The sequence below is a fragment of the Gilliamella sp. LMG 34359 genome, assembly GCF_984569085.1.
In genome coordinates, this window is record NZ_OZ474906.1 from 1,750,003 (window position 1) to 1,766,553 (window position 16,551).

Here is a 16,551-nt window from a genome sequence, read left to right on the forward strand (position 1 = left end):
GCATAATATATATTTATGTAGAGGATTTTTCCTCTTAAACTTTAAGGAGAACTATATGGCTCTTAAACCAGGTCCAAAACGAATTGTTCCATCAACAGGTAAACCAGATCAACGTCAACGAGATAACAAGGATACACCAGGAAATAGACCAGACGTAAAACCTAGTAAACCTAAAGGTAAATAAAAAGTTAGCTAACTAAATCAATAAAATTTGTTCCGCAAGCCAAACTATGATTCCGCGTGCGGAGCATTTCCGATAAAAATCTCAATAATTACCTCTTTAGTTAAACACAAACAAACTTATTGAGGTAAACAATGCAATTAAACACTCCAAAATACTATTTTCTTGACGAACTGGCGTTAATCTTAGGCTGTGCTAAGAATACATTACGCTATTATCCAAACTTTCCAAAAGGTTTGAAAGTAGGTAAAAGTCGCGTCGTTTACGATATGGCTGAGGTTAAAACCTACTTAGAAAGCAACCGAGTACAGTAGGAGGCTTTCAATGTCATATTCAATCACACCTGAACAACACAAAGTCATTAGGGATAAATATTGTATCCAATATGATCGCCTTATTCGTGAAAATAAGAGATACAAAATTACTAGTATTGCCCGTTCAACAGCATGGCAACTTGAGAAAGACGGTAAATATCCATTAAGAAAATCATTAGGTGCTAACTCATGCGGTTGGTCATTAGTGGAATTACTTCACTGGATCGATAATCCGCCAGTAGTTGAAAGGATAAATCAACCGATTAAACGCCGAGGGTTTGCTAATGGGAGCTACTAAGATAATAGTTAAACAAGATGAAGTAAGCATCATAAAATTTGATGGCACCAAAGTACGAATTATTACTTATTTGGGTGAACCGTGGTTTATAGCTATTGATATTGCAAAAGCCTTGGAAATTAAAAACTCAAGAAAAGCATTAATGTCATTAAATGAGTATGAACGGAATACCGTAACTTTAAGTTACGGAAATAGAGGAAATTCAAATTATGCCATAGTTTCAGAATCAGGATTTTATAAACTCATTTCACGAAGTAGAAAGGCGACTCAGCAAGGAACATTTGCTTATCGATTTAGTAACTGGGTATTTGGTGAAGTTATTCCAACAATTCGTAAAACGGGTGCTTATGGTGTACCTTGGGCTTTCTTGAATGATCATGCTAAACGTGAAAAAGAATATCTTGTTGAATCAAGCAGAAGAGGACGTAATTTAGAAGCTTGTAAAAAATGGAAAGCTAATTTGATAGCAGAAGAGCAAGCACTATGGAAAAAATATCAACCAGAATTGATTTAATAAAAAAGGCAACTTGTAACAGTTGCCCATATTCAATCACTAAAATCAATTAATTAAGGTAGTATCAAATGTCAATAGAACTAATCAAAAGCATTGAACTTGTGCCAAAGCGTAACGCGTTTAAAGCTCGTTCTTATAATAATGCAGGGTTAAAAAAATGGGTAGATTTCGGAAGTGTTCGAGAGCATTTTAATTATTCTTTATGTAGGCATAATTTATCATTTGTTTCACAAGGTGCATTAATTTTATCATATACAAAACATATAGCGATGAAGATTACTATAACAGCAAATATTGCTTTTTTCATAAATTATTTCTCTAATCTCATTTTACAAGCAGTTTTGACCCAGCCTGAAAAAGATTCATTATCTATCTTTGCTTGTTGTTGGATTAATTTAAGCAAATCATCCTCAAAACGAATTGTTTGTCTTGTGCTATTTAAACGGTCATTTTTACTTTTTATTTTTTTCTCTTGCATTGGTTACTTGACCTCAATGCCGCGTGATTGTAATTCTTTTCGTATTACTCTTTTCATCCAACCTGCAAGTGATTCGTCGCCATCTTCTTTTTGTGCTTTTTCCATGGCAAGACGTAACTCGGGATCTAGCCTAAATTGGAATGGGGGATTACCTCGTCTTTTTTCTGACATGTGTATTGACACCTCTATTACGTTAATGGTAATGTATTTATGTGTGATGACATGTTACTATCACATGACAGAAAAATCAATCCCTCGAAGTGGTGGAACACTATCGAGGGATCTAACCACAATAACATTAAAAGAGGTAATGATTATGGCTAATAGTAATGATACCCTATGCCCTAAAAAAGGGCAATATGACCTACCTAACCTTTTATCCGTCTTGAATTTATATCAGGCTGATATCCAACCACAAAACTTATTACACGCAAAAGCACACTTAGAGGAACTTAGACAATCAATTATATGGGGAATCGGTGCTATTGGTAATTTGTTGTTTTGGGCTTCTGAATGTGAAGAATATGAGGAACAACAATTTAAAGACGATACACGCGACATTGGTTACTTGTTAGCACAATTAAAAAACGTTGCTTGCTTTGCTTCCAATCAAATTAATTTACTCGACGATAAACTTAATGATTAAGGAAGTTAACGATAATGAATAATAATCAAAAAATAACTGCAATTCACCATATCATCGTTGATTCAACTATGGCGATAGTAGCGGGTTTGTTTTTAATTGAGCAGATTAACAAAAATGATAGTCAGGTATTTATTCATGAAGGCACTAAGATTGATATTAATAAAGATTTAATAGTCTTAGGTTTAAATATCAATCTTAAGCAATGCTTGATTGAGGATTTTGGTGAAAGTGAGGGATTAAATCGCACTTATGGAATGTTAAAAGACATGTACACAGAAAGCGCAGATAAACCTATTTCATTAACTCTATTCGGGCAAGAATTGCTTTCATCATTGTTTATTGATTTAGCCGAAGATATCAAAGCTGAATCTAACGCGACAGTCTATTAAGGGGAAAGTAATGAAAATAAACGAAATTACAGCCGAAGCGATAGGCAAATGGGAATCAATCTTTAGTTAATTAGGTATTGAGGTGGGTAATGGTAAACATTACCCTAGCTCTATCTTTGGTGGTAAAGATAGATTCTGGTTTGATAATAAAAATGGTTACGGTACTTATTCCTGCAATCTATGTGGTAGCGGTGACGGTTTAGAACTTATCAAAACTATTATCATTATTTTTGTTGAACTGAATTTTTGCTATAAGTTACCACTAAATTTAACTAAAGAACTGGTTATTCTAGTTTTTGAATTTATTTCGCCAATGAAGCTCTCTATTGAACAAATACCGTTTCAACCTACAAACTTAATCACAGAAAGTGTTTATAATTTAATTGTTTTACCATGTTCATTATCATCTAGCTAATCAGGTGTTTAGTACATTTTTAATTAATGATATGTTGCGTTACACCTCAACACCATCTTAATAGATGTAATATAAACAATAACTGCAGGCTTAATAATCTGTTGCAGTGGCACTTGATAATAAGTAATATATTTTATCGTAGTGGAAATATTCTGATTATAATCCAATGATTCAGGGCAGATGATAGCCAGCGTATGTTGGCTAAAACTTGTCGAAATGTCATCAGTCGCTATGTTTTCATCTAGGATAATAATATAGTGTATCTATTAAATTAATTTTATCTTGTCAGCGGTGTTTTTATGAAAACATTATCTAGCTATATTGAATCATCAGATACCATTAGCACTTATCTGCTTGCTGAAGCGTTAGGTTGTGATAGATCTACTTTAGATAGCTGGATAAAAGATGAAAATCTTTTATTTCCTAAACCTATTCAACTAGGTAAAGACGAAATACATTTTATCTGTCAAGAGATTCAGGGTTGGTTAAGTAAAAGACCGACATTCAACTGTTATTATGACGGAAAGGCAGATAATTTTATCATAAACCATAATCAAATTGTTTCAGCAAATTCTAAGACAGATACCTTGATTAATAAACAACAAGCCTTGAATGAAATACATGGCAAATATAAACCAGGCGAAAGAAATATGTTTTTAATTAATACTAATATTGTTATGCCATGTATTTCAATTGATGGTGTTGATTTATTTTTTTCTGATAAACTTCAACCATATTTTTCTCATTGTGAAAAAGTCTCTATTCAGCATGAAATTGGTGTTGAATTATCAAAAAAAGAAAAAAAGGATATAAATTCCAACTCGCCGAAGCTAAAGCGCATAACAACAATATAACTGTTTTAGATAATTTTAAACTGTGATTACAGCATCATTTTTAGCTACCGCAAAAAAACAATGGCTATAAAATTAACCTGATCACTAAAAGTTACTATTTTAATTGAGGAGACATATCTCTCATTATAGTTATTGTTGATAAATCACTTGTTGATTTTTTCATTGTTCTATTTTTACTATATCCAATTATTAAAAACGTAACGTTAATAATAAATGATCGAGTTACAATATCATCGGTGTTATAAATAACTACAACATCCTTAATAGGGTTAACCTTTGAGTGGGGGTAACTAATCAATAAAATATTAAGATTTTTAAGAAATGTTATAAATTATAACCATAACTACACTAGCACTATATGAAAGATTTTATTACTTTTTTAGCAATTTATATTGTCTGATATTAAAATTGATGAACATTAAAATGAATAGAGTGTTCAAGTTTAGTAAAATTGCTGTCGAAAAAAATCAGCTAATTTGCTGGCGTTAATCACCCAACATTAATAAAAGAGACTGCAAGTTGCTTATTTTTAGGTATAATAAACAGCAATAGCCGATGTTGGTTATATTTTATATATGGGCATTTAAACTAATCATTTATTAGTAGGTACCTTAACCACCATTAACCGTTGTAAAATTCCATAAATCATAATCTATTTAACGCATTTTAATATCGCAATACTCTATAAAAATGTACCACAACGAGTCTATATCCTATTGATTAAAATTTTAACTTATTAAAGAGTAATCATATGAACGCATATCTACTACTTTTTGGGGCAATTATCTGTGAGGTCATTGCAACATCTTCCTTAAAACTATCTAATGGTTTTACCAACTTGGTTTTTTCGATTATCACCATAATCGGTTATAGTGCTTCTTTCTATATTCTATCGCTAGCCTTGAAAACTATACCAGTGGGCATAGCTTATGCAATTTGGTCTGGAATAGGGATTATTATCATCAGTTTAATCGCTTGGATCTTCTTAAAGCAGTCATTAGATCTGGCGGCATTAATTGGTATGGGGTTTATTATATTTGGCGTGGTAATTATCAATCTATTCTCTAATGTTTCTGGACATTAATAAACAATTAATGATTAAACTGTTATTTAGATAAATTATTTTAACGTTTAGAGAAACAAAAAAAACCGGAGGTAAACTCCGGTTGAAATCAGAAGGAAAGTAAGAAAATTATTAATTATTTAGTGTCAGAAAATGTTAGATTTCGTTAGCGTGTTGTTTTAAGTAGCTAGCAACACCATTTGGGTTGGCTTGCATACCTTGTTTGCCTTTAGTCCATTGTGCAGGACACACTTCACCGTGTTCCTCATGGAATTGGAAAGCATCAACAATACGTAGCATTTCATCAATGTTACGACCAATTGGTAAATCATTGATGGTTTCGTGACGCACCACACCTGATTTATCGATAAAGAATGAAGCACGAAGCGCAACACCAGCTTCAGGATGTTCAACACCGTAATCTTGCATAATGCTATGTTTAATGTCAGCTACGATTGGGAATTTTACTTCACCAATACCGCCTTTATCTTGTGGCGTATTTCGCCATGCATTATGAACATATTCAGAATCCATAGAGACACCAATTACTTCAACACCACGTTTTTTGAACTCTTCTAAACGATGATCAAATGCAATAATTTCAGATGGACATACAAAGGTGAAATCCATAGGCCAGAAAAATACCACAGCATATTTACCTTTGATATGCTCAGCTAAATTAAAATTATTTACAATCTCACCAGAACCCAGCACCGCTGCTGAAGTGAAATCTGGTGCTTTACGAGTTACTAATGTCATACAATGTCTCCTTGTGTAACGAATATTTATATTTTATATGCAGTGCATTATAGCAATCTGTGACGAGACGCCAAGTTGTTATCAGCGATTGATTTCATAAGTTTAACCTATGATAAGTAAATTATTATTCGGTTTTAATTATCATTTTATTAGGTTTTCCCTTATTTTTAGTATCTCGGTGACGTTGTTTTACTTTTTTCTTTTTCGTCTCTTCCTGTTTTTTAGCTGCATTTTTTTGCTTAGCTTTTTGCGAAGGTTTCTTTTTAGTCACCGGTTTTGGTGCTTTGGTTTTTGGACGAAGTTCATCAATGGTTCTTAATTTGATTGGTTCACGAATATAACGTTCAATTTTCTGTAACAACTCATTATCGTGAGCTTCAACGAGCATAATGGCGGTGCCTTTTTTTCCTGCTCTGGCGGTGCGCCCAATTCGGTGTAAATATACATCGGCGGTTTTAGGCGCATCAAAATTAATGACATGAGTAATATCATCAATATCAATTCCTCTAGCAGCAACATCAGTGGCGACCAGGACGTTAACGCTGTTATTATTCATTCGTTTGATGGCTTCATTACGCTTGGCTTGCACCATCTCACCTTCTAGATAACAACTATGAATGCCTGCTTGGTGCAGTAATGATACTAACTCATGTACTCGTTCACGTTTACGCACAAAGACAATGGTCTTTTTAACTTCCTCTTGTTTTAACAGGTGAGTTAATAGTGCCACTTTGTGAGTCAAATCATCGGCACGATAATAGAATTGTAAAATCTTTTTTCGTTCTTTTCGCGAAGGATCGGCATTAATTTCAACTGGTTCGTTAAGAATACGATTAGCAAAACTGTGTAAACCTTCCCCCTCTAATGTTGCTGAAAACAGTAGGGTTTGTTTTCGCCAGCGAGTTTCAGCCGAAATAGTTTCCACATCCTGAGCAAATCCCATATCTAACATGCGATCTGCTTCATCTAAGATTAACATTTCAACAGCACGGCAATCGAAGTTTTCTTCTTTAATGTATTGTAACAAACGGCCGGTTGTCGCAATAACAATATCCTGATTTTTGCTGAAAACTTCGGCGTGATTCATATAAGCAACACCACCGGTAATCGTAGCTATACTTAGGTGAGTCGACTCGGTAAGTAACTTAGCTTGCTCAGCTATTTGCATGGTTAATTCACGGGTAGGGGCTAAAATTAAAACTCTTGGTGGCCCAGGTTTTCGACGTGGAAAATCAAGTAAATGCTGAACGGCTGGAATGAGAAAGGCTAACGTTTTACCGGTACCTGTCGGTGCCGATCCTAAAACATCTTTACCGTCTAAAGCTACTGGAATGGTTTGAGCTTGAATTGCAGTGGGTTCGTGAATGTTTTGCGCTTGTAGATTGTCAATTAAAATATCATCTAACTGTAAATCAGTGAAAGTTTGCGTTGTCATAGTGCTCTTCTAATCTATCATTTTGCTCCACATTATAACGGCAATCGCTATAACTACAATCTTTATCGACACGCAACTGATTTAGCTTTAAACAAGCATTAAACTGGTTTTGCCGACAAATGTGGTAGATAATAATGTCGCTACTCACCTATAACCTTATCATAGGTTGGGGATTATGATAGAATTAAACACATTATAAGATAGCGAATACTATTCACACTTTATCTAAATTGATGATCGAATTAAAAATATGACAGAATCTTTTTCTAACGATAAATATAACCAACAACTAAGCAAAAAAATAACCAATTTAAAAACTATACTATCAGATTTTTCCTTGCCTGAATTAGTGACTTACTCTTCACCAATTAGTCATTATCGAATGCGAGCTGAATTTAGAATTTGGCATAATGGTGATGAGCTTTATCATATTATGTATGATAAAAAAACTAAGCGAAGAGTAAGAATTGATAGTTTTCCTATTGCCGCAAAATTAATTAATAGTGCAATGCAGACCATCTTACCGTTAATTCAATATAACGATATTTTACGTCATCAACTTTTTCAAATCGATTATTTCTCAACGCTTAGTGGACAGTTATTGATCACACTTTTGTATCATAAAAAATTAGATGCGCAGTGGATAAGTGCCGCGGAGAAATTGAAACAACAATTAGCTGAACGAGGTATTAAAGCCAATCTGGTTGGTCGAGCAAGCAATCAAAAAATTGCGGTCGATGTTGATTATGTTGATGAGACTTTACCAATATTCGACAAAACTTTTAGTTATCGACAAGTAGAAAATAGTTTTACTCAGCCTAATGCGGCTATCAATATAAAAATGCTGGAATGGGCTATTTCGGTGACTAAAGGGTCAGAAGGGGATCTACTCGAATTTTATTGTGGCAATGGTAATTTCTCGATTGCCTTGGCACAAAATTTTCGTAAGGTGTTAGCGACCGAAATTGCCAAAGCTTCGGTCTATTCAGCGCAACATAATATCAAAATCAATAATATTGATAACCTGATTATTGTGCGATTATCTGCTGAAGAGTTTACTAGTGCGATTAAAAAAGAGCGAGAATTTAATCGATTAAAAGAGATTAATTTGGATGATTATCATTGTCAAACGGTGTTAGTTGATCCTCCTCGAGCAGGGTTAGACGATAAAACGATTAATATTATTCAAAGTTATCAGCGAATTGTCTACATCTCATGTAATCCTCACACCCTAAAAGATAATTTGCAACAACTGACTAAAACGCACTATATCGAACATTTTGCGATGTTTGACCAGTTTCCTTATACAGATCATGTTGAAACAGGTATTGTTCTTCGTAAAAAATAACATCAACAATATCCAACTAAGGTTAATTTTGCTACAATAACACTAGCTTTACGCTTAATTAACCGTTTTATTCTAATTATTGCATATCAAGTAGTTTAAAAAAGCAAAAAAAAACCCTAGATAAACTAGGGCTGCATTAAATTGCAAGGAATGGATGAAAGGAAATAAAACAATGAAACAATACTGTCTAGCCTCATGAATCATTGTGGCGTTACTATAGCAAACCCAAACAGACTAATTAATGACTAGCGAATTACAAAATGGTCATTGATCTGTCATGATGTCATTTGACTTCCTAAGATATCCTATTAGTACATTATGCAATTTCGATAACCTGATAAAACATTAAGGAATATTCAATATGAAATTGTTAGTTGTTGAAGATGAACAAAAAACAGGTGAATATCTTCGCCAAGGTTTAGTTGAATCAGGATTTATTGTAGATCTTACCGATAATGGTCTCGATGGTTATCATCGAGCGATGACGGAAGATTATGATTTAATTATTCTTGATGTCATGCTACCCGATATTGTGGGTTGGAAGATTATTCAGTCGTTACGTGAGGCTGGCAAAGATACTCAGATTATTCTGCTAACTGCAATGGGTAGTGTCGAAGATAAAGTGAAAGGGCTCAATTTGGGCGCTGATGATTATTTAGTTAAACCTTTTTCTTTTGCTGAATTATTAGCAAGAATTAAATCGTTATTAAGACGCAATGTCCCGCAAGTTAATAATTATCAATTAAGCATTGCTGACTTAGTTATGGATCTGCCAAAACGAACCGTAACCCGAGGTGATAAAAGAATTGATTTAACCAATAAAGAATTTTTATTACTCGAATATTTTTTACGTTATCCCGGTGAAGTGTTACCAAGATCACTCATTGCTTCACAAGTATGGGATATGAATTTTGACAGTGATACCAATGTCATCGATGTGGCAATTAGGCGATTGAGGAACAAAATTGATGCCGATTTTGAACCGAAATTAATTCATACTGTGCGTGGAATGGGATATAAATTAGATGTATTGGATGAAGCAGAGTAGCATCATATCGTTTCGTTTACCCCTTATCGTATGCCTGCTGACTTGCGGGCTACTTTACTGTTTTAGCTATCTTATTGAACATACCTTTGAAAAAATCTCAATTCAACAAAATGTTACGGAATTGAATTCGGTCATTACCTCAGTTGAACGTGAACTCACCTATTATTCACCTGATGAAAATCGCGATGAATTCTTTCAAAATCTTCTCCTGATTTTAACTGGTCATCATCATCTATTTGTTTATATTATTGATGATGCAGGAAAAATAGTGTATCGCACCCGTGGCCCTAATTTATCTATTGCTTTACCGCAACAAGATTTTGAACGATTAATTAGCCAAAACAGTACGGCAATTTGGAATATAGATAAATCATCTTACCGTATCGGTGCATCTAGAGTTATGTTGGATGGCGGGCGACAATATACGACGATTGTTGCTGTTGGACGCGATTTACAACTTGATTTTATCAACAGGTTGCGAAATGGATTAGGTTTACTTATTGCTATTTCTTGTGTGTTAGCCTTGATTGGATCACTAATTTCCATCTATTACACACAAAAACCGATCAATCGTTTAATTAAAAAAATTGAACGAATTAATATGAAAAGCTTAAATTACCGTATTTCAACGGCTTCTGTGCCGGTGAAATATGAGAGCTTAGTTAAAGCTTTTAATAATATGCTTCATCGTATGGAAGATGTTTTTGAGCGGCAACGTAATTTTACTGCCGATATTGCTCATGAAATGCGAACGCCGATCACCAATCTAACCACTCAAACCCAAATCGTGTTAAATAATGCTCGTTCGACAGAAGAGTATCGAGAAATCCTCTACTCTAATCTAGAAGAGTATGAAAAAATGTCGCAGATGATATCCGATATGCTTTTTTTAGCTCAGGCAGATAATCATCAATTGGTGCCAAATTTTATCGATATTGATTTGCACTCAATGATTAGTTTGATGTGTGAATATTTCGAACCTTTGACTGATGAGAAAAATATTACCTTTGAACTTGAAGGTAATTGTTCCCATATTCAGGGGGATAAAATGATGTTAGGACGGGCAATAATCAATATAATCTCCAATGCGATTCGCTACACATCGGAAAATCAGACAATTAAAATTAATTTGAGCCAGCTAAGCCCGAAAAAAGTTCAGATTGTTATCGCCAATCCCGGTAAAAAGATTGAAAGCCATCATTTACCTCATCTTTTTGACCGTTTTTATCGAGTTGATCAATCTCGCCACCGAAATAACAAAGATAGTTCAGGAACGGGAATTGGTTTGGCGATTGTAAAATCGATTATCGACACCCACAAAGGTCATATTTATGTTGAATCGGATGATATCTCAACTCGATTTATTATTAAACTGCCGACGGTTATTTCACGTCATAATCACTGATTAACAGATTAGCTGCCGCATAGGCAGCTTTTTCGCGTAAATCCTGTGGAACTTGTTGATTTTCAACTATTTCATTTAGAACTGTCATTACCGCGCCCAACGCATCATCAATATAACCTAAATCATTACTACCAATTTGCGCATATCGTTCACGTATGAGCTCATTATATTTGTTCATTTTTCTATCCTATTTATTAAAACTTCGATGCTATTTTAAATAAAATCAGTTAATTGTTGGTAAACTTCATTGGCAGAGATTGATTGCATCGTTTTATCTGTTGAAATGATGCTATGCTGGTTTTTACCATAGCCACCAATTAGTTTTGGATCAGTTTTTCCAAATAAAGTTATATTCGGTCGATCTAACGCGGCAGTTAAATGGCTCAATCCGGTATCTACAGAGACGACAGCCTTAGAACCAGCAATAATTGTGGCAATCTCGTTAAGAGAGAGTTTAGGTAATACTTCAACATGATTAAAGCCTTGCGCTAAACGCAAAGCGCGCGCTTGTTCATGAGGTGCACCCCAAGGAAGTTTAACCTTGAGTCCTGTTGGTTCGATTAATTCAATTAACTCTCGCCATGCCGCTTCTGTCCAATGCTTTTCTTCTCGGGTGGTAGCATGAAGAAAAACTAAATATTGCTCATTATCAGCTGGTAATGCCGATAAAAAGTGACGAGCAATAGCATAATCACCGATTGAATCTGGTTGGGTGTAGTTAAGGCTTTTGGCAAATAACAGACGAACGCGTTCAATGGCATGCATCTGTTTAGGTACATGGTGTTTGACATCATAAAACCAACTAGCAATTGGCTCTTTAATACTTTGCCGATCTAAGCCATGTTTAATGCCTCGAGCTTTACGAGTAATTAAAAATGCACTTTTAATTAAACCTTGGGCATCAATAATACAATCATACTGTTGCCGTCTTAAATGGGTAATAAATTGCTGACGTTCTTGGCGAATCGCTTTAGCAAACCAGTTTTTTCGCCAACGCCTTATGGCAACAGGAATAACCTCATCTACTGCAAAATGCCAAGAGGGGATCTGTGAGAAGTTTTCCTCAACCACCCAATCAAAAGTAATATCAGGTATGCAGTTAGCCGCATCGGTTAAGGCTGGTAACGTGTGTAATACATCACCCATTGATGAAGTTTTAACAACTAATACACGCATAATTAATTACTCTTTTCACAGCGAACGATGAGTTTCATCAATGTTTCAAAAACCTGATCTGGTTTGATATCAATCAGACTCTGATGATAACCTTGTTCAGCATCACCTTTACGAACGCGGTGATAACCGGTAATTAGACGAATGACCTCCGCTTTATTGGATAATGGCGGGGTAAAATCAGGACTACTCGGGCCATAAAGTGCCACTAAAGGTTTATCAAGCGCTGCTGCAACATGCATTAACCCTGAATCATTTGTGACTATGGCTTTACATGCTGAAATCACATTGATTGCTTGGTCTAATTTTGTTTGACCAGCCAGATTGATACATTGATCACCATGTACCATTTTGCCAATAATTTGTTCACCAACCGGCTTGTCTTTTTCTGAACCAAAGATAATAATTTTAGCATGCTGCTTTACGATTAAATCAGCTAACGCGGCATAGTGATAATCAGGCCAACGTTTGGCAGGACCAAATTCAGCGCCAGGGCAGAAGCCGATTAAAGGCACGTCACTAGGAATATTAAACGTTGCTAATGCTTGATCTACTTCATCTTTTTCAACACTAAGTTTTGGCCACAAAATTGGTTGAGGTAGATCTTTAGCCGAATGAATATCTTGTTTAGGGTAGGCGAGAGCGACATAGCGTTCTACCATTAATGGAAAAGCTTGTTTATCAAGCTGCCGTAAATCATTTAATAAACCATAACGCATTTCACCTTTCCAACCAGTGCGTTTAGGAATTTTAGCAAAGAAGGGAATAAGTGCAGATTTAAATGAGTTGGGTAAAATGATTGCTTGATCGTATTGATTGTTACGTAACTCTTTGCCGAGCTGATAACGTTTAGCTAATGCAAACTCTCCATGACTAATTGGCATAGCGATTGATTGATTAACTTCAGGCATTTTACTTAATAAAGCACGGCACCATGCAGGTGCCATTACATCAATTTCCATGGTTGGTTGTAAATGTTTTAAGGTGCGATATAAGCTTTGTGACATCATCATGTCACCCACCCAAGATGGACCAATAATCAGCGTTTTCATTGAAGCTCCTCTTATTGCTCGTTAAGCCATTTCATATATTCAGTTGTACCTTGGGCAACGGTTTTAAATTCAATTGGACATCCTGTTTTTCTAAAGTTAGTTAAATCTGCTTGAGTAAAGCTTTGATAACGTCCTTTAAGATTATCTGGGAACGGAATATAATCAATCTCGCCTTTTCGGTGATAATTCAAAACAGCATCGGCTACAGATTGGAAAGATTCAGCTTGACCTGTGCCACAGTTGAAAATACCGGAAATTTTATTTTTCCAGAACCATAAATTTACCTCAACAACGTCATCTACATAAATAAAATCACGTTTGAAGTTATCACTACCTACAAATAGTTTCGGTTTTTCACCTTGGTTAATTTGTTCATTTAAATGAAATGCCACGCTAGCCATGCTACCTTTATGTGATTCACGAGGTCCATAGACGTTAAAATAACGGAATCCACAGACTTGTGATTTTGCTGTAGGTAAAACTTGTCTAACATATTGGTCAAACAGAAATTTAGAATAACCATACACATTTAATGGTTTTTCATAAGCGCGATCTTCAATGAAATTATCACTGCGCCCGCCATAAGTAGCAGCCGAAGATGCATACAAAAATGGAATATCAAGATCTAAACAGCAATTTAACAAGTCTTTTGAATATTGATAATTGTTTTCCATCATAAATTTGCCATCCCATTCGGTGGTAGATGAGCAAGCTCCTTGATGAAAAATAACATCAATATCCATATCTTCACCGGCTATAACTAATGAGATAAATTCGTCTTTATCCATATAGTCAGCGATCTCTAAATCAACTAAATTACTAAATTTAGTGCCGTCAGTTAAATCATCCACCACTACAATATCTTTATATCCTAGTTTATTTAAACCTTTGACGATATTACTTCCAATAAAACCAGCACCACCAGTAACAACGATCATAATCACAACCTTTAACTAATAAAATTAATGACACTATAATAGCGATTTATTGATAAATTTTCGAGTATTGATTTTTGCCATGTAGTTTGGTTTTTGGTTATAGATGATTATACGATAAGCATTGAGAGGATTTAATGGTATATATCAGTAATATGAATCATGCCAATAAATTTGTTATTATCATCAATCACAGGTAACACCGTTATTGGTCTTGGTTGGTGTTGTTGCATTATATTTAAAGCATCGGCAACAGATTTATGTGGTTCAATGGTTATTGGGCTGGATACCATTAATTGCGACACCTTGATATTTAACAAATTTGGATAATGATTTAATTGCCTTCGAATATCACCATCTGTAATAATTCCAAGTAATGTGTTTGCCTTATCGACTATTGCAACCACTCCTATCCCAGCATTCGTCATCACAAAAATAGTCTCGGCAATAGATTTTTCGGCAGTAATTGCTATCTGTCTCTGATACTTTCTAACCAGTTGTTTAACGGTCATAAGACGTATTTGTCCTAGGCTTTCCCCCGGATGGTAAAAAGCAAAATCATCTTTGCTAAATTTTTTAGCCTGCATAACTGAGATGGCTAAAGCATCACTCAATGCTAATTGTACCGTTGTACTGGTAGTTGGCGCTAAATTCAGAGGGCATACTTCTTGGGTGATATGGGCATTTAAATTGTAGGTTGCAAAACGAGCTAAGGTTGATAAGGGATTACCACAAATGGAGATTAACGCAATATTAATTTGTTTTATGGTCGGTAAAATATTGACAATTTCGGCTGTTTCTCCACTGTTTGACAGGGCAATAATAGTGTCATCTTTGGTAATGCAACCTAAATCACCATGCATAGCTTCGGCTGGATGTAAATAAAAAGCCGGTGTGCCGGTACTCATCAATGTCGCTGAAAGTTTACGGGCTATATAGCCGGGTTTACCCATTCCAGTCACGATAACCCTTCCCTTGGTTTGTAAAATTAACTCCACAGCATTAAAAAAATTATCGTTAATTGTGCTAACAATAGCCATTATTGCCGAAGCTTCTTGCCTTAAAACTTGTTTGGCTAATTTTAACGTTTCACTTTTCACCGATCGAAGATCTGCTGATTTTGTGGTCATAGCTAAATTTTCCTTATTTATAAATTCATTTCATTCGAATAACAACTCAATAAAGGTATTTAGAAATTGTAGTGATAAAACCAAAAGTAATGTTGACGATTCACAAAATAGTCATGAGGAAAAAGGGAAAGTTTGATTGGGATCACATTAGTTAAACACGGTTGTGAAAGTGTTAAAAGATTAACATTTTATAAATTATTTTATTACTACAATGCCGACAAATTAATCGAGAAATTAGCTATGAAACAAGAACTACCGAGATATAAAAGAATTTTAGAGTACTTAGATGAATATGATGTAGCCAACATCAATTCGTTATCTACTCTTTTTTCCGTTTCTCATATGAGTATTAGACGAGATTTAAAGCTTTTGCAAGAAAAAGGTTTAATAAAAGTCTCTTATGGCGGTGAAATAAAACGAGGTTTCTTAACTGGAACGCCGCTTTATAACATCAAACAAAATCGATGTTCCGAAGGTAAAAAGCAGGTAGGAAAAATTGCGGTTGGTTTATTGCAACCAGGGATGGTGATTTTTATCGATGCTGGGACAACGATGCGAGAGTTTGCTTTGAATATCAACCTGCCAGTTACCGTGATTACCCCAGATTTACATGTCGCGCTGGAATTATCTTCTCGCCCAGAAGTAAATACCATTATTTGTCCCGGAGAGATACAAACATCCAGTGCTGCCGTTTATAACTCGCAAGCAATGAAATATCTATCAGAGCAAGTTATTGATTTAGCCTTCATTGGTGCAGATGGTTTTAATCTTGAAGATGGCGCGTTAACGACATCGCAAATTAAAGCTGATTGTAAATGGATGGCATTATCCAGATCGATTCAATCTTTTTTGCTAGTTGACAGCAGTAAATTAGGTCTTAAATGTCGCTTTAAAATCTGTGATTTAAATCGATTTAATTACCTGATAACTGAAAAGCAATTTCCGAGTAATTTCGAAAAACAACTAAGCAAACAGGATATTAAATATATTTATTAAGCGATTTTATAAAAAGCAATGTAACAAATAGCAATGTAACAAATAGCAAAGTAACAAATAGCAAAGTAACAAATAGCAAAGTAACAAATAGCAAAGTAACAAATAACAAAGTAACAAA

General features: G+C 34.8%; 22 protein-coding genes. 13 read left to right on the forward strand and 9 right to left on the reverse strand.

Annotated elements, in window-relative coordinates:
* The first annotated feature begins 55 nt into the window (after nucleotides 1-55).
* The 4 genes from AC5LXV_RS08105 to AC5LXV_RS08120 all read left to right on the forward strand — a co-directional run bounded on the left by AC5LXV_RS08105 (nucleotide 56) and on the right by AC5LXV_RS08120 (nucleotide 1,307).
* Nucleotides 56-184, forward strand: coding sequence for a hypothetical protein (locus AC5LXV_RS08105; protein ID WP_256363500.1), 129 nt, complete (start codon nucleotides 56-58; stop codon nucleotides 182-184).
* A 131-nt stretch (nucleotides 185-315) separates the two neighbouring features.
* The gene (locus AC5LXV_RS08110; RefSeq protein ID WP_493467922.1) at nucleotides 316-495 is read left to right on the forward strand and encodes a helix-turn-helix transcriptional regulator; all 180 of its coding nucleotides are present in this window, start codon (nucleotides 316-318) and stop codon (nucleotides 493-495) included.
* Nucleotides 496-505: 10 nt separating this feature from the next.
* Nucleotides 506-793 (forward strand): helix-turn-helix transcriptional regulator, encoded by a 288-nt coding sequence (locus AC5LXV_RS08115; RefSeq protein WP_493467923.1) that lies wholly within the window; start codon nucleotides 506-508, stop codon nucleotides 791-793.
* The gene (locus tag AC5LXV_RS08120; RefSeq protein ID WP_493467924.1) at nucleotides 780-1,307 is read left to right on the forward strand and encodes a BRO-N domain-containing protein; all 528 of its coding nucleotides are present in this window, start codon (nucleotides 780-782) and stop codon (nucleotides 1,305-1,307) included. The genes AC5LXV_RS08115 and AC5LXV_RS08120 overlap by 14 nt, the downstream gene beginning before the upstream one ends.
* A gap of 310 nt (nucleotides 1,308-1,617) precedes the next feature.
* Here AC5LXV_RS08120 and AC5LXV_RS08125 read toward each other — a convergent pair whose 3' ends face one another.
* Both AC5LXV_RS08125 and AC5LXV_RS08130 read right to left on the reverse strand, forming a co-directional pair.
* Nucleotides 1,618-1,785 carry a YlcI/YnfO family protein gene (locus AC5LXV_RS08125; protein ID WP_493467925.1) on the reverse strand — a complete coding sequence of 56 codons (168 nt, stop codon included), beginning with the start codon at nucleotides 1,783-1,785 and terminating at the stop codon, nucleotides 1,618-1,620.
* A gap of 3 nt (nucleotides 1,786-1,788) precedes the next feature.
* Complete coding sequence (locus tag AC5LXV_RS08130; protein WP_141670768.1) at nucleotides 1,789-1,968, reverse strand: hypothetical protein; 180 nt, start codon at nucleotides 1,966-1,968, stop codon at nucleotides 1,789-1,791.
* A gap of 52 nt (nucleotides 1,969-2,020) precedes the next feature.
* On the opposite strand from AC5LXV_RS08130, the gene AC5LXV_RS08135 reads away from it, so the two are divergent.
* The 5 genes from AC5LXV_RS08135 (at nucleotide 2,021) to AC5LXV_RS08155 (ending at nucleotide 5,173) form a co-directional block, all read left to right on the forward strand.
* Nucleotides 2,021-2,431, forward strand: coding sequence for a hypothetical protein (locus AC5LXV_RS08135; RefSeq protein WP_493467926.1), 411 nt, complete (start codon nucleotides 2,021-2,023; stop codon nucleotides 2,429-2,431).
* A 14-nt stretch (nucleotides 2,432-2,445) separates the two neighbouring features.
* Entirely contained in the window at nucleotides 2,446-2,820 is a 375-nt protein-coding gene (locus AC5LXV_RS08140; RefSeq protein WP_493467927.1) for a hypothetical protein, read from the forward strand.
* Nucleotides 2,821-2,902: 82 nt separating this feature from the next.
* Nucleotides 2,903-3,235 (forward strand): primase-helicase zinc-binding domain-containing protein, encoded by a 333-nt coding sequence (locus AC5LXV_RS08145; RefSeq protein ID WP_493467928.1) that lies wholly within the window; start codon nucleotides 2,903-2,905, stop codon nucleotides 3,233-3,235.
* A gap of 299 nt (nucleotides 3,236-3,534) precedes the next feature.
* On the forward strand, nucleotides 3,535-4,089 hold the full coding sequence (locus tag AC5LXV_RS08150) for a helix-turn-helix transcriptional regulator (RefSeq protein WP_493467929.1): 555 nt from the start codon (nucleotides 3,535-3,537) through the stop codon (nucleotides 4,087-4,089).
* Nucleotides 4,090-4,840: 751 nt separating this feature from the next.
* Nucleotides 4,841-5,173, forward strand: a complete 333-nt coding sequence (locus tag AC5LXV_RS08155; protein WP_493451609.1) for a DMT family transporter — start codon at nucleotides 4,841-4,843, stop codon at nucleotides 5,171-5,173.
* 135 nt (nucleotides 5,174-5,308) lie between these two features.
* On the opposite strand, the gene AC5LXV_RS08160 is transcribed toward AC5LXV_RS08155, so the two are convergent.
* Nucleotides 5,309-5,911 carry a peroxiredoxin C gene (locus tag AC5LXV_RS08160; protein WP_034884270.1) on the reverse strand — a complete coding sequence of 201 codons (603 nt, stop codon included), beginning with the start codon at nucleotides 5,909-5,911 and terminating at the stop codon, nucleotides 5,309-5,311.
* A 124-nt stretch (nucleotides 5,912-6,035) separates the two neighbouring features.
* Entirely contained in the window at nucleotides 6,036-7,346 is a 1,311-nt protein-coding gene (gene srmB / locus AC5LXV_RS08165) for an ATP-dependent RNA helicase SrmB (protein ID WP_110433927.1), read from the reverse strand.
* A gap of 250 nt (nucleotides 7,347-7,596) precedes the next feature.
* Between srmB and trmA the strand changes: the two genes are divergently transcribed.
* The 3 genes from trmA (at nucleotide 7,597) to AC5LXV_RS08180 (ending at nucleotide 11,147) form a co-directional block, all read left to right on the forward strand.
* Entirely contained in the window at nucleotides 7,597-8,694 is a 1,098-nt protein-coding gene (trmA, locus tag AC5LXV_RS08170; protein WP_493467930.1) for a tRNA (uridine(54)-C5)-methyltransferase TrmA, read from the forward strand.
* Between the two features lie 361 nt (nucleotides 8,695-9,055).
* Complete coding sequence (locus AC5LXV_RS08175; protein WP_493467931.1) at nucleotides 9,056-9,742, forward strand: heavy metal response regulator transcription factor; 687 nt, start codon at nucleotides 9,056-9,058, stop codon at nucleotides 9,740-9,742.
* The gene (locus AC5LXV_RS08180) at nucleotides 9,729-11,147 is read left to right on the forward strand and encodes a heavy metal sensor histidine kinase (protein ID WP_493467932.1); all 1,419 of its coding nucleotides are present in this window, start codon (nucleotides 9,729-9,731) and stop codon (nucleotides 11,145-11,147) included. The genes AC5LXV_RS08175 and AC5LXV_RS08180 overlap by 14 nt, the downstream gene beginning before the upstream one ends.
* Here AC5LXV_RS08180 and AC5LXV_RS08185 read toward each other — a convergent pair.
* The 5 genes from AC5LXV_RS08185 to AC5LXV_RS08205 form a co-directional block, all read right to left on the reverse strand.
* Nucleotides 11,125-11,325, reverse strand: coding sequence for a YaeP family protein (locus AC5LXV_RS08185; RefSeq protein ID WP_110433923.1), 201 nt, complete (start codon nucleotides 11,323-11,325; stop codon nucleotides 11,125-11,127). The genes AC5LXV_RS08180 and AC5LXV_RS08185 overlap by 23 nt on opposite strands.
* A gap of 35 nt (nucleotides 11,326-11,360) precedes the next feature.
* On the reverse strand, nucleotides 11,361-12,323 hold the full coding sequence (rfaC, locus tag AC5LXV_RS08190) for a lipopolysaccharide heptosyltransferase RfaC (RefSeq protein ID WP_493467933.1): 963 nt from the start codon (nucleotides 12,321-12,323) through the stop codon (nucleotides 11,361-11,363).
* Between the two features lie 2 nt (nucleotides 12,324-12,325).
* A complete protein-coding gene (rfaF, locus tag AC5LXV_RS08195; RefSeq protein WP_493446324.1) occupies nucleotides 12,326-13,372 on the reverse strand; it encodes an ADP-heptose--LPS heptosyltransferase RfaF in 1,047 nt (348 codons plus the stop codon).
* Between the two features lie 11 nt (nucleotides 13,373-13,383).
* Nucleotides 13,384-14,310, reverse strand: a complete 927-nt coding sequence (rfaD, locus tag AC5LXV_RS08200; RefSeq protein ID WP_493467934.1) for an ADP-glyceromanno-heptose 6-epimerase — start codon at nucleotides 14,308-14,310, stop codon at nucleotides 13,384-13,386.
* A 131-nt stretch (nucleotides 14,311-14,441) separates the two neighbouring features.
* Nucleotides 14,442-15,437, reverse strand: coding sequence for a KpsF/GutQ family sugar-phosphate isomerase (locus AC5LXV_RS08205; RefSeq protein WP_493467935.1), 996 nt, complete (start codon nucleotides 15,435-15,437; stop codon nucleotides 14,442-14,444).
* Between the two features lie 240 nt (nucleotides 15,438-15,677).
* Between AC5LXV_RS08205 and AC5LXV_RS08210 the strand changes: the two genes are divergently transcribed.
* A complete protein-coding gene (locus AC5LXV_RS08210; RefSeq protein WP_493451607.1) occupies nucleotides 15,678-16,433 on the forward strand; it encodes a DeoR/GlpR family DNA-binding transcription regulator in 756 nt (251 codons plus the stop codon).
* Nucleotides 16,434-16,551 lie beyond the last annotated feature (118 nt).

Excerpts from the sequence above, each read along its gene's own strand:
- trmA (WP_493467930.1), top strand. The coding sequence starts at position 7,597 with ATGACAGAATCTTTTTCTAACGATAAATATAACCAACAACTAAGCAAA.
- AC5LXV_RS08160 (WP_034884270.1), bottom strand. The coding sequence starts at position 5,911 with ATGACATTAGTAACTCGTAAAGCACCAGATTTCACTTCAGCAGCGGTG.
- AC5LXV_RS08105 (WP_256363500.1), top strand. The coding sequence starts at position 56 with ATGGCTCTTAAACCAGGTCCAAAACGAATTGTTCCATCAACAGGTAAA.
- AC5LXV_RS08155 (WP_493451609.1), top strand. The coding sequence starts at position 4,841 with ATGAACGCATATCTACTACTTTTTGGGGCAATTATCTGTGAGGTCATT.
- AC5LXV_RS08180 (WP_493467932.1), top strand. The coding sequence starts at position 9,729 with ATGAAGCAGAGTAGCATCATATCGTTTCGTTTACCCCTTATCGTATGC.
- AC5LXV_RS08150 (WP_493467929.1), top strand. The coding sequence starts at position 3,535 with ATGAAAACATTATCTAGCTATATTGAATCATCAGATACCATTAGCACT.
- AC5LXV_RS08115 (WP_493467923.1), top strand. The coding sequence starts at position 506 with ATGTCATATTCAATCACACCTGAACAACACAAAGTCATTAGGGATAAA.
- AC5LXV_RS08205 (WP_493467935.1), bottom strand. The coding sequence starts at position 15,437 with ATGACCACAAAATCAGCAGATCTTCGATCGGTGAAAAGTGAAACGTTA.
- rfaD (WP_493467934.1), bottom strand. The coding sequence starts at position 14,310 with ATGATCGTTGTTACTGGTGGTGCTGGTTTTATTGGAAGTAATATCGTC.
- AC5LXV_RS08135 (WP_493467926.1), top strand. The coding sequence starts at position 2,021 with ATGACAGAAAAATCAATCCCTCGAAGTGGTGGAACACTATCGAGGGAT.
- AC5LXV_RS08110 (WP_493467922.1), top strand. The coding sequence starts at position 316 with ATGCAATTAAACACTCCAAAATACTATTTTCTTGACGAACTGGCGTTA.
- AC5LXV_RS08140 (WP_493467927.1), top strand. The coding sequence starts at position 2,446 with ATGAATAATAATCAAAAAATAACTGCAATTCACCATATCATCGTTGAT.
- AC5LXV_RS08185 (WP_110433923.1), bottom strand. The coding sequence starts at position 11,325 with ATGAACAAATATAATGAGCTCATACGTGAACGATATGCGCAAATTGGT.
- AC5LXV_RS08175 (WP_493467931.1), top strand. The coding sequence starts at position 9,056 with ATGAAATTGTTAGTTGTTGAAGATGAACAAAAAACAGGTGAATATCTT.
- srmB (WP_110433927.1), bottom strand. The coding sequence starts at position 7,346 with ATGACAACGCAAACTTTCACTGATTTACAGTTAGATGATATTTTAATT.
- AC5LXV_RS08125 (WP_493467925.1), bottom strand. The coding sequence starts at position 1,785 with ATGCAAGAGAAAAAAATAAAAAGTAAAAATGACCGTTTAAATAGCACA.
- AC5LXV_RS08120 (WP_493467924.1), top strand. The coding sequence starts at position 780 with ATGGGAGCTACTAAGATAATAGTTAAACAAGATGAAGTAAGCATCATA.
- rfaC (WP_493467933.1), bottom strand. The coding sequence starts at position 12,323 with ATGCGTGTATTAGTTGTTAAAACTTCATCAATGGGTGATGTATTACAC.
- rfaF (WP_493446324.1), bottom strand. The coding sequence starts at position 13,372 with ATGAAAACGCTGATTATTGGTCCATCTTGGGTGGGTGACATGATGATG.
- AC5LXV_RS08210 (WP_493451607.1), top strand. The coding sequence starts at position 15,678 with ATGAAACAAGAACTACCGAGATATAAAAGAATTTTAGAGTACTTAGAT.